This window comes from Faecalibacterium sp. An58 (genome assembly GCF_002161515.1).
Classification (GTDB): domain Bacteria; phylum Bacillota; class Clostridia; order Oscillospirales; family Ruminococcaceae; genus Faecalibacterium; species Faecalibacterium avium.
Map to the genome: position 1 here is coordinate 1 of NZ_NFHX01000016.1, position 13,485 is coordinate 13,485.

Here is a 13,485-nt window from a genome sequence, read left to right on the forward strand (position 1 = left end):
GTTTGGTCACCGTTCAGTATAAAGGATTTGAAAGGTTTGGGGTAATGGCTTTTTCTGTTGATCCGGAATTGGTGATTTCTATTGAACCCCAAATGGTTTTTTCAGCTGAACGCTAACAGTATCGTATCTTCAGTATAATTAAAATTTCATAATATGGCAAGAAGTTTTCTTAAGTTAGCATAGAACTATGCACCACATAACATCCAGCGTAACATATCGTGATCTAAAACTTTTGGAATTGAATTTTATGTGAGGAGGCGACAAATCAAATGATACTTCTTCTCATTGAACAAAAAATCACCTGACTCTTTTTTGAATCAGGTGATTTTCAAGATTCTTAGATGCAGAAAAAGCGTTCTCTGAACGCGCAGCCGCAGAATACTTTCTGCGTATACTGGGGTTTGGGGGAGCCCCAACAAGCGGCATCTGGCAGAGTGGATAGCCAGACGCATTGCTTGCCGCAACTAGATAACGAAAACCTTAAAACTAAAAAACACAATCATAAAAGCACAAACTTTTCAAGCATGGCATTCGCTGCCACTGATATGAATTACTCACTAGAGCCACATTCTAAACTTCACGAATTTGTAATGGAACGCCACAATTCTCCTTTCCCCATTTCATGATTGCTTGCAGAGAATCTTGATTCCTTTGGCATTTAGTAAGCCATTTATAGCTGCAAAGGATATGAATGCTTCAATGGTCACTTTTTAAATGAATGCAATCCACCACTATATCTGTACTCCATTTCACCTTTACATTAGTCCACAATCTTTTAGAATTTTTTCAATAATTATATGTAATGAAAGGGATGGATTCTCATTATAGTATTCAAATCCCTTATACTTTTGGAGCCTATATCGCCGATTTGCATTTTCTTCCATAATTTGCTTGGCACGTCGAATTGCTTCGCATACATTATCCAGATCTAGCGATTCAAGCAATCTTTTAAAGTTATCTTCTTGCTTATACTCATCCAAGCTTTGAAATTGTGTTCCATACGCCTGATTAAGTGGTTGGAGATACTTCTTACGATGCGCCAAGGAGACGTTGCACTCCATTTTATGCAAAATCATCCATAATTCAAAGGTAAAATTTGAATATCCCATCTGGTATTTTATTTTCTTACCTAGTGTAGAAGCTTTTTTCATTTTGTCTAGTGTGTCTCGAAACTGTTTAACATGTTCTTCATCTTCGCTTTCATAGTCAAACACATGCGTTACTACAATCTTATCAACACTTACAATATTCTTAACATAAGATACTGGATTTTTTTCAATTTTGACTTGGAATTTAACATTTGGATTTGGAATTGAACGTTGCTCCATTGCCTGATTAATAACTTGTTGAAGCCATTGAAGATATAATTTTTCAGTTTGTCCTTCAACAGAAAAATAAAAAGTCTTTCCCGTTTTAACTTTCATCCTGATCCTCCGCCTGTTCACCTTTTATAATCTGACGGAAAATAGGAGAAAAGTCCACATCACGAATTGCTCCATACCTATCTACAAAATAATTCTTTAAATAATCCTCACCTTTACGAACACCAGAAGGACTAGCAGTTCCAAAATCTCCCAATGAATATTGAATACTCGTATGAGTAGTTTCATCTCGTTCTACAAATTTAATTTCATCACGGCGATAAAGGTTTGAATTCAAAAAAATCGGATTATGCGTATTAAATATAAGCTGCGCATGATGAATATTTATTTCATCATTATGAAAAATATTCACCAAACTCATAATCGCCATAGGATGAATAGAAGCATCAAATTCATCTACTACTAGCGTTCCTCCGTTAACTAATGCACCGGCCACTATAGGGAAAAGATTAATAAAACGTATCGTTCCATAGGACTCAAATATCTCTGCCGACAATACTCGCGCTGATTTTTTTCTCGGATTATCAAATACTGAACAAAGAACAGGCTCTTCACCCTCACTACGTATTACATACCCAAGTTGATTTCCATTCACTCCAAATTGCCGCGCCGCATCAGTTATCGAACGATCTACATACAGAGTGTCCTTTTTCTGACCTATACGGTGTATTGCACTAATTGCATCGGCACGATATACAATCATAAATTTTTTCTTGAGCCAATCAGTTATACGAGCAACAAGGTGTGGTGCAAAAATTGTCTTAAAGCCATTCATTAAAAATAGCTCGTCTGATGCGAGATTACCTTCTGCTAAAGCTTTTGCACTTTCTAAATTATCACATACAGCAGGTGCAAAATCATGTTTAATTCCCTTTAAATTTCCAATTTTTAGTTGACCGCTATTTTCCCGTACAAAAACACTTGCATTGTTAACAATTAACTGCTCAGATGTTACTTTGCGAGGATAATCCGCTTGCAAAAAGTTTCCTAGATCTGCTTTAAATGAGTACGAAATATGCAATCCATCATCTACAAACTCGACTGCAAATTCAACAGGTTCAGATTTAGTTAAAGTATTATTCGGAATTAACTCAAGCTGATATGCCGACACATTCGGAGACGCTAGCTTTTCGTCATTGTGAAGATTTCCACGTAGAACGATACATTTAAAACAATCCATTGCTCCCATTATGTTGGTCTTACCCGCTGCATTTGGTCCATATATCACTGCTGAACTCAGTGCCTTATAGGTGCTACGTCCCACTTTTTCTTTGAGAATGCTATAGTTCAATTCTTTTTGCTTAGGAACCGGCTTCATGGAAAAAACTAACTCTTGCCGGTAAGTTTTGAAATTTTTTGCTCGAAATTCAAGCAGCATATGTCTATCCCCCATTCTGCAACTAACGCACAATTTATATCAACATTATACCAAAGCCAGTAGAATTATTCAACGATTTTGTAATTTTATCGCAAAATCATCAATCATATTACAAATAACTTGAATTTTTGGAGCGGAGAAGTTTTCCCATTTTTATGTTTCCTTGCTAATACAATAAAAGCGGCAGGCACTTCTCACCGAAGCACCTGCCGCTTTTGCGTCACTCATCATAGCTCTTCGTTTGGATCTGTTTTTCTGCCTCCTGCTGCACCAGCAGCCCCGCCGAGAAGCCGACCTTGAAGTGGCACTCGCTTTCCTCGCACTGGGCGATGGAGGATTGATCCAGGAGCGTTTCCACCAGGTCGTAGTCCTCCTTTGTCAGCTTCTGGGCCAACTGGTCCATAATCTTCTCGCAGGCTCTCAGTGCGTTCCGGTACTTTTCGGACTTCGGCACAACTGTTTCGCTGGGGTAAAAGTCTCCGTTATAAATCGCTTCCAGAATCATTGCTCTGCCCTCCCCTTCAACAGTAAATTATCTCGACTTGGATGATCTCCTCCGCCCGGCTGCGGATGGAGTTCATCGCCTGCACCCAGCACATAGGGTCATTTGCTTTCAGTTCCTCGGTGATGCCTTCAGCTTCTGCCATCTGCCGGATAATACAGCTGCACCGTTCAGTCGCCTGCTCATTCAGGTCAGCCAGCACTGTATAAAGCTTCCCGGACAAAAGCAGTGACTGATACAGGACCGGTCTGTGATTTTTCAAATACGCTTTATGGAGCCGCCCCCAGCGGCCAATGAGGCGGTTTTCTTCCGGCAGTTCCAGAACCGGGAGATAATAATCTCCTTCCAACTGATACCGGATGCCGTGTTCCTGGATGGTTTGTCTCAGTTCTTTCATAGTCTGCTCCTTTCTGTTTTGCTGCTGCCTTCTTTCGGCTTCATTATAGCAGGGCCGCTGTGTGGAAAGGAAGGATGTCGCGGCTTCTGTTTCAGCGCTCCTGGCTGCGTTGGCGCTTCCTGTGCCACTGCTCCAAAAGCCTTACAATGGTTTCCTCCATCTGGCGCGGGGTGTAGGATCTCGGAAAGTATTTCCGGATGGCTTCGTTTTTCAGGGTCAGCCGATCCAGCTGGGCGTTCTTCATGATATCCAGAATGGCATCATAGCTGCACTCACCTGCCTTGCTCAGTTTCTTAATACGTTGGGCTTGGGATAGGGACGGCGGGTGCTTGCTGTCCTCCATGGCCTGCAAAAAATCCCGCTGTTCGGCAGCTGTCAGATAGGACAGCTCCACAGCGGGATTGAAGGAAATTTTCTTTTGGTCTACCAGTTCCAGCAGTTCGGGAATCAGGTGGGTGAGACGGATATAGCGGTGAACCTGGCGCTCACTCTCCTGGGCCGCGGCCCCTACTTGTGTCACACTCCATAACTTCTCGCCAACTTGGCTCAAAGTTAAATCCGTCCTGGCTCCCTGGTGTTTCAGGACTTCCATCTTCATCTTGTAGGCGAAGGCCCGTTCACTGGGGCGGATGGTTTCCCGCTGCAGATTGCTTTCCACCATCTGCAAAATGGCCTGATCGTCGTCCAGCTGGCGGACAATGACCGGCAGAGTTTTCAGGCCCGCCAGCTGGGCTGCGTGCTGCCGCCGGTGGCCTGAGATGATCTCATAGCCACCTTCCGCCCGGGGGCGGACAATCAGCGGATTCAATACGCCGAACCGGGCCATGCTCTCCACTGTTTTCAGCATGGCTTCATCGTCCAGCACCTTAAAGGGATGATCTTTGAAGGGGTGGAGTTCTGCCACAGGGACCTGTTGAATCTGTTCTCCCTGTGCAGCAGTCTCCAGCTTCTTTTTCAACATAGGGCGTCACCTCCTGTGAAAAACAAGGCTCCGGGCATCTGCCCAGAGTCGTGAAATTGGTTGGTTCCGGCCTCCCCCGCCCGGAAAGGAAAGGATCATTCTCGTTCTACTCTGTATGGTTCTATCATTCTTATTAGAGTGTAGATTCTACACTTCTGGAAGTGTAAAACCTACACCGCCGGAAGTGAACTTCCGACACTTCCAGAATCGTCATCCTAGGGCATCCATGAAGGTCTTCACATAGATCAGGCTGGGCCGGCCCTGGCCCTGCCGCCTGCGCTCGATCAGGCCGGCCTTCTCGTCCAGCTCCCGCAGCAGGCCCACCGCTTTTTTGTTGCTGCATCCCAGATGCTCCATGATGGCCTCCACCGTGAAAATGATATATACCCTCCCTTCTTCATCCTTCCACCCGTTCTTCACCGAGAGCCCCATCCGGTCCAGCAGGAGACCATAGAGGACCTTGGCCTCCACCGAAATCCCCCGGAAGCGGCTATCGGTAAATAGCGCCTTGGGGAACCGGTAGAAAGAAAAGATGTTTGCCTGTTCGCCGTAAAAGAAATCACCCATACGCGCACCTCCTGGCTTTCGCCGTCTTTTGGTTGTGGACAAAATAAAAAAGCGTCTGCGGGTTTTGAAACACGCAAACGCTTATCGGGACAAATCAAAACGGAGGCAGCTTTCACTGCCTCCGTCTGAGATTTTAATTCAAATCCAGGTTGACCGAGAGGGTCATATCCTTCCAGGAACTGTGACGAAATGGATAATCAGCCCGTTTGCACCAGGCAGAAGCCTCACAAAACGTCAAATTATGGTCGAAGGAAAGATAGCTCTTATTTCCTCGGGTTTTTAATTGCAGCCTGAGCGGCGGCCAGACGGGCGATGGGCACACGGTAGGGCGAGCAGCTCACGTAGTCCAGGCCGATGTTGTGGCAGAACTCGATGGAGGAAGGATCGCCGCCGTGCTCACCGCAGATGCCCAGGCCGATGTCGGGGCGGGTGGCGCGGCCGTCGGTAGCGGCCATCTTGACCAGCTTGCCAACGCCCACCTGATCCAGGTGCTGGAACGGATCGCTCTCGTAGATCTTGTGATCGTAGTAAGCGCCCAGGAACTTGGCAGCGTCGTCACGGCTGAAGCCGAAGGTCATCTGGGTCAGGTCGTTGGTGCCGAAGCTGAAGAACTCGGCTTCCTTGGCGATCTCACCGGCAGTCAGAGCGGCGCGGGGGATCTCGATCATGGTGCCGACCTGGTACTTCATGTCCACGCCAGCCTCAGCGATCAGCTCGTCAGCGGTCTTGACCACGACGTCCTTGACGAACTTCAGCTCCTTGACCTCGCCCACCAGGGGGATCATGATGTGCGGAGTGATCATCTTGCCGGTCTCAGCGCTGACCTTCAGGGCAGCCTTGATGACGGCACGGGTCTGCATGACAGCGATCTCGGGGTAGGTGACAGCCAGACGGCAGCCGCGGTGGCCCATCATGGGGTTGAACTCATGCAGGCTCTCCACCACGTTCTTCAGCTCCTCGAAGCTCATGCCCATATCCTTGGCCAGCTCGGCGATGTCCTCTTCCTTGCTGGGCAGGAACTCGTGCAGAGGAGGATCCAGGTAACGGATGGTCATGGGACGCTCGCCCATGATGCGGTACATGGCCTCAAAGTCGCTCTGCTGATAGGGCTCGACCTTGGCCAGAGCAGCCTCGCGCTCCTCAACGGTGCGGGCGCAGATCATCTCGCGGACAGCCTTGATGCGGTCCTCCGCGAAGAACATATGCTCGGTACGGCACAGGCCGATGCCCTCAGCGCCCATGTCCACAGCCTGCTGTGCGTCGCGGGGGTTGTCGGCGTTGGTCATGACCAGCATCTGGCGGGCAGCGTCAGCCCAGCCCATGAAGCGGTTGAAGTTCTTGTTGCCGGTAGCAGCCACGGTGGGGATCTGCTCGGCGTAGATGTTGCCGGTGGAGCCGTCGATGGAGATCCAGTCGCCGCTGACGAACTTGTGGCCGTTCAGCTCGAAGGTCTTGGCCTCCTCGTCGATCTTGACGTCGTTGTCGTTGCCGCAGCCGGAAACGCAGCAGGTGCCCATGCCGCGGGCCACAACGGCAGCGTGGCTGGTCATGCCGCCGCGGACGGTCAGGATGCCCTGAGAGACCTGCATGCCCACGATATCCTCGGGGGAAGTCTCCAGACGGACCAGGACGACCTTCTTCATCTTGCCGGACTTGACCATCTCCTCGGCCTCCTCGGCGGAGAAGACGATCTGGCCGCAGGCGGAACCGGGAGAAGCAGCCAGGCCCTTGCCCACGACCTCAGCGGCCTTCAGGGCAGCGGCATCGAACTGGGGATGCAGCAGGGTGTCCAGCTGCTTGGGCTCCACGCGCAGCACAGCCTCGCGCTCGGTGATCATGCCCTCGTCCACCAGGTCGCAGGCGATCTGCAGAGCAGCCTGTGCGGTGCGCTTGCCGTTGCGGGTCTGCAGCATATACAGGTGGCCGTCCTCGATGGTGAACTCCATGTCCTGCATATCGCGGAAGTACTTCTCCAGACGGTTGGCGATGTTGACGAACTCCTCGTACACCTCGGGCATCTGCTCCTGCAGGTGGCTGATGGGGAAGGGAGTGCGCACGCCGGCCACGACGTCCTCGCCCTGGGCGTTGATCAGGTACTCGCCCATCAGCTTCTTGGCGCCGGTGGCGGGGTCACGGGTGAAGGCCACGCCGGTGCCCGAGCGGTCGCCCGAGTTGCCGAAGGCCATCTGCTGCACGTTGACAGCGGTGCCCCACTCGTAGGGGATCTCGTTCATCTTGCGGTAAACGTTGGCACGGGGGTTATCCCAGCTGCGGAACACGGCCTTGACCGCCTCGATCAGCTGCTCGTTGGGATCCTGGGGGAAGGGACGGCCCTCGTTGTCCTCATAGATCTTCTTGAAGACACCCACCAGTTCCTTCAGGTCGTCGGCAGTCAGGTCGGCGTCGGACTTGTAGCCCTTGGCCTCCTTCATCTTGTCGATCTCCACCTCGAACAGGCTCTTGGGGACCATCATGACCACGTCCGCGAACATCTGGACGAAACGGCGGTAGCAGTCGTAGGCAAAGCGGGGGTTGTTGGTCTTCTTGGCCAGACCCTCCACGGCCTCATCGTTCAGGCCCAGGTTCAGGATGGTGTCCATCATGCCGGGCATGGACTGACGTGCGCCCGAACGGACCGACACCAGCAGGGGGTTGGAGTTGTCGCCGAAGGTCTTGCCGGTGATCTTCTCCAGGCCCTTGACGTGCTCGAAGATGTCAGCGGTGATCTCGTCGTTGATCTGACGGCCGTCGGCATAGTACTGGGTGCAGGCCTCGGTGGTGATGGTGAAGCCCTGGGGCACCGGCATGCCGGCCGCGGTCATCTCAGCCAGACCGGAGCCCTTGCCGCCCAGGATGTTCTTCATCGTGGTCTTGTCGCCGCCGAAGGCTTCATTTCCCTCGCTGAAGTAGTAGAGATACTTTTTGCTCATGGATTCATTTACCTCCCGTTTTGATTCGGCCCGGGCCCTTACAGCCCGGGGCATACCCATTGTTCGTTTTTTGTGTAACGTTCACTGCATGCGAAAATATTATACCAGACTAAGCGCACAAAATCCAGCTGTTCGGGACTAAAATCTGCCGATTTTGTATCAATAAATTTGTGCATTTCCCTTGAAAAAATGCAGCTTTTACGTTAATATAAACTGGGATAGGTTCGGATGTTCCTTTCCGGGGCCGTCCCATCCTCCTCCGGCGGCCGGTCATGGCCGGCCGGGCGGAGGGTGCAAGGTCCCTTTTTCGCTCATTGTAAGGAGGCCTTTTGATATGAAAGACAACACCCAGGCGCTGTGCGCCGCACGCGCCGCGCTGGAAGCCGCCGAGCAGGCCCGCATGGAGATCCTGCTGCGGCATATCGCCAACGGGGTCCTGATCGACAGCACCACCGTGGTCATCGAGGACACCGTCCAGATCGCACCGGGGGCCCGCATCCTGCCCGGCACCATCCTGCGGGGGTCCACCGTCATCGGCCCCGGCTGCGTCATCGGCCCCAACAGCCTGATCGAGGACAGCCAGGTCGGCGAGGGCACCACCGTCAACGCCAGCCAGGTCTACTCCTCCTGCATCGGGCCCCACAATGCCATCGGGCCCTTCACCCATGTGCGGGCGGGCACCGCCACCGATTACGGCGTCCACCTGGGCGCCTATGTGGAGACCAAGAACTCCCACTTTGCCCGGGGCAACACCGTCAGCCACCTGACCTACATCGGGGACAGCGACGTAGGCAAATACTGCAACTTCGGCTGCGGCACCGTCACCTGCAACTACGACGGCCAGTCCAAATACCGCACCACCATCGGGGACTACTGCTTCATCGGCTGCAACACCAACCTCGTCGCCCCCGTCTCGGTGGGGGACGGCGCCTACACCGCCGCCGGCAGCACCGTCACCCAGGATGTGCCCGCGGGGGCCCTGGCCATCGAGCGGGGCCGCCAGGCCAACGTCGAGGGCTGGGCCGTGCCCAAAATGGAGGCCTATATCCAGAAGAAACAGCGGCTGGAAGCCCAGCAGCTGGCCGACGAACAGGCCCGGCAGGACTGAACGCCCATCCACCGCAGGACAAAGGGGGATCTGCGGCTGCGCGGCGCGCAGCCCGGTTCCCTTTTTGTCTGCCCAAACGAACGACACACGAACGGAAACGCTTTATGACAACAAACGACATCTGGCTGATCGCCGGCCTGGGCAACCCCGAGGCCAAATACGAGGGCACCCGCCACAACGCCGGGTTCGCCGCTCTGGACTACCTGGCCGGCAAGTGGGAGATCCCGGTCACCAAGGCCAAGTTCCAGGGGCTGTGGGGCCAGGGGGAAGTGGGCGGCCACAAGGTCTGCCTGCTCAAACCCCTCACCTATATGAATCTGTCGGGGGACTCCATTGCCCCCCTGGCATCCTTTTTCAAGATCCCGGCCGGCCACGTCATCGTCCTGTGCGACGACATCACCCAGGCCCCCGGCAAGCTGCGCATCCGGCCCTCCGGCTCGGCCGGGGGGCACAATGGCCTCAAGAGCATCATCGCCCGGCTGGGCACCGAGGCCTTTCCCCGCATCCGCATCGGCGTGGGGGAAAAGCCCCGCCCCGACTACGACCTGGCCGACTGGGTGCTGGGCCGCTTTTCGGAGGAGGAGGCCAAGGCTGTGGCCGGCCGCCGCCCCGACATCGAGGCAGCCGCCCGCCTCATCATGGACGGCAAGCTGGGGGAGGCGCAAAACCGCTACAACCGCTGACCGCCCGCAGACTGTGAGGTGAACGTATATGTACGAGGCCCTGCTGAAACAGACCCCTGAATACCAAAAGATCGCCGCCGCCCTGGCCTCTCCGGGCCCGGCCGCCCTGTTCGGCCTGCCCCCCGCCGGACGCGCCCTGGTCTATGGACTGCTGGCCCGGGACCTGGGCCGCCCCTTGTGCATCGTGACCCCCGGCGAGGCCGAGGCCACCCACTTTGCCGAGGACCTGAAGGCGCTGGGCGTGGCGGCAGACGTCTTTCCCCCGCGGGACTTCATGCTCCGCCCGGTGGAGGGCGCCGGCCGGGAATACGAATACCGCCGGCTGTCGGTGCTGGGCGCCCTGGCAGGGGGGCGGCTGGCCGCCGTCTGCGTCCCGGTGGAGGCCCTGCTGCAATACACCGTCCCCCGGGCCGAGTTCATGGCCAACACCCTCACCCTCAAGCCGGGGATGCAGTTCTCCCGGGAAGGGCTGGTGCAGCGTCTGTTCGCCGCGGGCTATGTCCGCCGCTCCCAGGTGGAGGGCCCGGGCCAGTTCAGCGTCCGGGGCGACATCGTGGACATCTTCCCTCCGGATATGCAGTCTCCGGCCCGGCTGGAGTTTTGGGACGATGAGATCGATTCCATCTCCTCCTTTGATCTGATGAGCCAGCGCCGGGACGCCTCACTGCAAAAGATCTACCTCTCCCCTGCCCGGGAGGTGCTGTTCGGCAGCACCGCCGAGACCGCCGGCGCCCTGCGCCAGGCCATCAAAAAGGCCCGGGGCAAGCACCGCGCTGCCCTGGAAAAGGCCATGGCCCACGACCTGGACCAGCTGGACGCCGGGCTGATGCCCGAGGCTATGGACAAATACTACGGCCTGCGGTATCCCACCCCCGCCACCCTGCTGGACCACATGGACGCTCCCCTGCTCCTGCTGGACGAGGTGGGCGGCATCCGGGACGCCCAGAAGGCCGCCCAGTACCGCCGCAGCGAGGAGCTGACCGGCCTGCTGGAAGAAGGGGTGATCTGCCCCGGCCTGGACGTGCTGTACCAGACCATGGACGACCTGGTCATCGCCGCGGGCCGGCTGCCCACCCTCCTGTGCGAAAACTTCCTGCGGGGGATGAACGAGTTCCAGCTCAAGGACCTCATCAACGCCGAGGCCCACGCCTCTCCCGGCTGGAACGGGGAGCTGCGCAGCCTGCTGGAGGACCTGGACCCCCTGGTCCAGCAGGGGTATGCGGTCACCCTCTACTGCGGCACCCCCAAAGGCGCCGCCGCCCTCACCCGGGACCTGGCCGACAAGGGCTATTCCGTCAGCATGAGCCGGGACATCCGCCCGGCCCCGGGGCTGGTGCAGGTGCTGCCCGGCCACCTGAACGCCGGATGCACCCTGCCCTTCGCCCGGTGCGCCGTCCTCACCAGCCGCCGCCATGGCCTGGACGAGGGCGAGGCCCAGGCCCGCAAGCGCAAAAAGAACAAGGACGCCCTCTCCAGCCTGGCCGACGTCAAGCCGGGGGACTATGTGGTGCACCAGAGCCACGGCATCGGTATGTATGCCGGCATCCAGCGGCTGGAGGTGCAGGGCACCACCAAGGATTATCTCAAGGTCCAGTATTCCGGCTCGGACGTGCTGTATGTGCCGGTGACCCAGCTGGACCTGCTCAGCCGCTACACGCCCCCCGGGGATGAGGACAAGGTCAAGCTGGCCAAGCTGGGCGGCGGCGAGTGGCAGCGCACCCGGGCCCGGGTCAAGAAGGCCACCGAGGAGATGGCCCAGGAGCTGATCCAGCTCTATGCCCGGCGCAAGCAGGCCAAGGGTTTCGCCTTCCCCGCCGACGGCGAATGGCAGCAGGACTTCGAGGCCCGCTTCGAGTACGACGAGACCGAGGACCAGCTGGCCGCCACCGCCGAGATCAAGAACGACATGGAGCACCCCTGGCCCATGGACCGGCTGCTGTGCGGCGACGTGGGCGTAGGCAAGACCGAGGTGGCCCTGCGGGCCGCCTTCAAGTGCATCATGGGGGGCAAACAGTGCGCCCTGCTGGCCCCCACCACCCTGCTGGCCTGGCAGCACTACAACACCATCCTGTCCCGGATGGAGGCGTTCCCGGTCAGGGTGGAGCTGCTCAGCCGGTTCCGCACCGCCAAGCAGCAGAAAGAGGCCCTGCGGGGCCTGCAGGCCGGGAGCGTGGACATCATCGTGGGCACCCACCGGCTGCTGTCCAAGGACGTGCGGTTCCACGACCTGGGCCTGGTCATCATCGACGAGGAACAGCGCTTCGGGGTGCGCCACAAGGAAAAATTGAAGGAGACCTTCATCGGGGTGGATATGCTGACCCTGTCCGCCACCCCCATCCCCCGCACCCTCAGCATGGCCATGAGCGGCATCCGGGATATGTCCACCATCGAGGAGCCGCCCTTTGAACGGCAGCCGGTGGAGACCTTCGTGCTGGAGTACAACCAAGTGATCCTGGCCGAGGCCATCCGCAAGGAGCTGGCCCGGGGCGGGCAGGTGTACTACCTGCACAACCGGGTGGACAACATCGAGGCCACCGCCGCCCGGGTGCAGCAGATGGCGCCCCGGGCCCGGGTGGGCATCGCCCACGGCAAAATGACCGAGGATGAGCTGAACCCCGTCTGGCAGAAACTGCTCAACGGGGAACTGGACGTGCTGGTGTGCACCACCCTCATCGAGACCGGCATCGACGTGCGCAACTGCAACACCCTGATCATCGAGGACGCCGACCGGATGGGCCTGGCCCAGCTGTACCAGCTGCGGGGCCGGGTGGGGCGCAGCGGCCGGAAGGCCTACGCCTATTTCACCTTCCGCCGGGACAAGACCCTCTCCGACGTGGCCCAAAAGCGGCTGAGCGCCATCCGGGAGTTCACCGCCTTCGGTTCGGGCTTCCGCATCGCCATGCGGGACCTGCAGATCCGGGGCGCGGGCAACCTGCTGGGCCACAGCCAGCACGGCCACATGGAGGCGGTGGGCTATGACCTCTATATGAAGATGCTCAACCAGGCCATCGCCGCCGCCCGGGGCGAACCCGTGCAGCGGGACAAGAGCGAGTGTCTGGTGGACCTGCGGGTGGACGCCTATATCCCCGAGCGGTACATCCCCGACGGCCCCGGCCGGATCGAGGCTTACCGCCGCATCGCCGCCATCCAGAGCCCTGCCGACGCCGCCGACGTGCTGGATGAACTGATCGACCGCTACGGCGACCCGCCCGCTTCGGTCAGCGACCTGGTCAACGTCTCCCTGGTGCGGGTGCTGGCCGCCTCGGTGGGGGTATACGAGGTCACCCAGAAAAAGGACCTGCTGACCCTCTCGCTGGAGACGCTGGAGCTGCCCATGATCCGCGGGCTGCTCACCGCCTTCGGAGGCCGGGTCACCGCCGGCGCCGGGGCCAAGCCCTACCTGTCGGTCACGCTGCGGGGGGAGGAAAAGCCGCTGGAACTGCTGCAGCAGCTGCTCCAGGCCATGGCCTCCATCCGGGACAAAAAGCCCGCTGCCCCGCCCCCAACGTCTTGACGCCGCACCGCCTCCGGTTTATACTGGATGCATTCTCCCGCTCAAATACAATCAAAGGAGCTA

At 56.7% G+C, this 13,485-nt stretch carries 10 protein-coding genes; 3 read left to right on the forward strand and 7 right to left on the reverse strand.

What is annotated here, in order from left to right; all coding sequences use genetic code 11:
• Window positions 1-755: 755 nt before the first annotated feature.
• The 7 genes from B5G12_RS09835 to ppdK all read right to left on the reverse strand — a co-directional run bounded on the left by B5G12_RS09835 (window position 756) and on the right by ppdK (window position 8,117).
• Window positions 756-1,424, reverse strand: a complete 669-nt coding sequence (locus tag B5G12_RS09835; RefSeq protein ID WP_087324802.1) for an RloB family protein — start codon at window positions 1,422-1,424, stop codon at window positions 756-758.
• Complete coding sequence (locus B5G12_RS09840) at window positions 1,414-2,760, reverse strand: AAA family ATPase (RefSeq protein ID WP_087324803.1); 1,347 nt, start codon at window positions 2,758-2,760, stop codon at window positions 1,414-1,416. The genes B5G12_RS09835 and B5G12_RS09840 overlap by 11 nt, the downstream gene beginning before the upstream one ends.
• 220 nt (window positions 2,761-2,980) lie before the next feature.
• Window positions 2,981-3,265, reverse strand: coding sequence for a DUF6809 family protein (locus B5G12_RS09845; protein ID WP_144064134.1), 285 nt, complete (start codon window positions 3,263-3,265; stop codon window positions 2,981-2,983).
• A gap of 16 nt (window positions 3,266-3,281) precedes the next feature.
• Window positions 3,282-3,659 (reverse strand): TnpV protein, encoded by a 378-nt coding sequence (locus B5G12_RS09850; protein WP_087324804.1) that lies wholly within the window; start codon window positions 3,657-3,659, stop codon window positions 3,282-3,284.
• Window positions 3,660-3,750: 91 nt separating this feature from the next.
• The gene (locus B5G12_RS09855; RefSeq protein WP_087324805.1) at window positions 3,751-4,620 is read right to left on the reverse strand and encodes a ParB/RepB/Spo0J family partition protein; all 870 of its coding nucleotides are present in this window, start codon (window positions 4,618-4,620) and stop codon (window positions 3,751-3,753) included.
• Between the two features lie 210 nt (window positions 4,621-4,830).
• The gene (locus B5G12_RS09860) at window positions 4,831-5,187 is read right to left on the reverse strand and encodes a replication initiator protein A (protein ID WP_087324806.1); all 357 of its coding nucleotides are present in this window, start codon (window positions 5,185-5,187) and stop codon (window positions 4,831-4,833) included.
• Between the two features lie 263 nt (window positions 5,188-5,450).
• Window positions 5,451-8,117 (reverse strand): pyruvate, phosphate dikinase, encoded by a 2,667-nt coding sequence (gene ppdK / locus B5G12_RS09865; RefSeq protein ID WP_087324807.1) that lies wholly within the window; start codon window positions 8,115-8,117, stop codon window positions 5,451-5,453.
• A 334-nt stretch (window positions 8,118-8,451) separates the two neighbouring features.
• On the opposite strand from ppdK, the gene B5G12_RS09870 reads away from it, so the two are divergent.
• From B5G12_RS09870 to mfd, 3 genes are all read left to right on the forward strand, one after another.
• Window positions 8,452-9,225, forward strand: coding sequence for a DapH/DapD/GlmU-related protein (locus B5G12_RS09870; protein WP_087324808.1), 774 nt, complete (start codon window positions 8,452-8,454; stop codon window positions 9,223-9,225).
• Between the two features lie 104 nt (window positions 9,226-9,329).
• Window positions 9,330-9,908, forward strand: a complete 579-nt coding sequence (gene pth, locus B5G12_RS09875; RefSeq protein ID WP_087324809.1) for an aminoacyl-tRNA hydrolase — start codon at window positions 9,330-9,332, stop codon at window positions 9,906-9,908.
• Window positions 9,909-9,936: 28 nt separating this feature from the next.
• Window positions 9,937-13,422 carry a transcription-repair coupling factor gene (mfd, locus tag B5G12_RS09880; protein WP_087324810.1) on the forward strand — a complete coding sequence of 1,162 codons (3,486 nt, stop codon included), beginning with the start codon at window positions 9,937-9,939 and terminating at the stop codon, window positions 13,420-13,422.
• The last annotated feature ends 63 nt before the right edge of the window (window positions 13,423-13,485 follow it).

Excerpts from the sequence above, each read along its gene's own strand:
- mfd (WP_087324810.1), top strand. The coding sequence starts at position 9,937 with ATGTACGAGGCCCTGCTGAAACAGACCCCTGAATACCAAAAGATCGCC.
- B5G12_RS09835 (WP_087324802.1), bottom strand. The coding sequence starts at position 1,424 with ATGAAAGTTAAAACGGGAAAGACTTTTTATTTTTCTGTTGAAGGACAA.
- B5G12_RS09840 (WP_087324803.1), bottom strand. The coding sequence starts at position 2,760 with ATGCTGCTTGAATTTCGAGCAAAAAATTTCAAAACTTACCGGCAAGAG.
- B5G12_RS09855 (WP_087324805.1), bottom strand. The coding sequence starts at position 4,620 with ATGTTGAAAAAGAAGCTGGAGACTGCTGCACAGGGAGAACAGATTCAA.
- pth (WP_087324809.1), top strand. The coding sequence starts at position 9,330 with ATGACAACAAACGACATCTGGCTGATCGCCGGCCTGGGCAACCCCGAG.
- B5G12_RS09870 (WP_087324808.1), top strand. The coding sequence starts at position 8,452 with ATGAAAGACAACACCCAGGCGCTGTGCGCCGCACGCGCCGCGCTGGAA.
- B5G12_RS09860 (WP_087324806.1), bottom strand. The coding sequence starts at position 5,187 with ATGGGTGATTTCTTTTACGGCGAACAGGCAAACATCTTTTCTTTCTAC.
- B5G12_RS09850 (WP_087324804.1), bottom strand. The coding sequence starts at position 3,659 with ATGAAAGAACTGAGACAAACCATCCAGGAACACGGCATCCGGTATCAG.
- B5G12_RS09845 (WP_144064134.1), bottom strand. The coding sequence starts at position 3,265 with ATGATTCTGGAAGCGATTTATAACGGAGACTTTTACCCCAGCGAAACA.
- ppdK (WP_087324807.1), bottom strand. The coding sequence starts at position 8,117 with ATGAGCAAAAAGTATCTCTACTACTTCAGCGAGGGAAATGAAGCCTTC.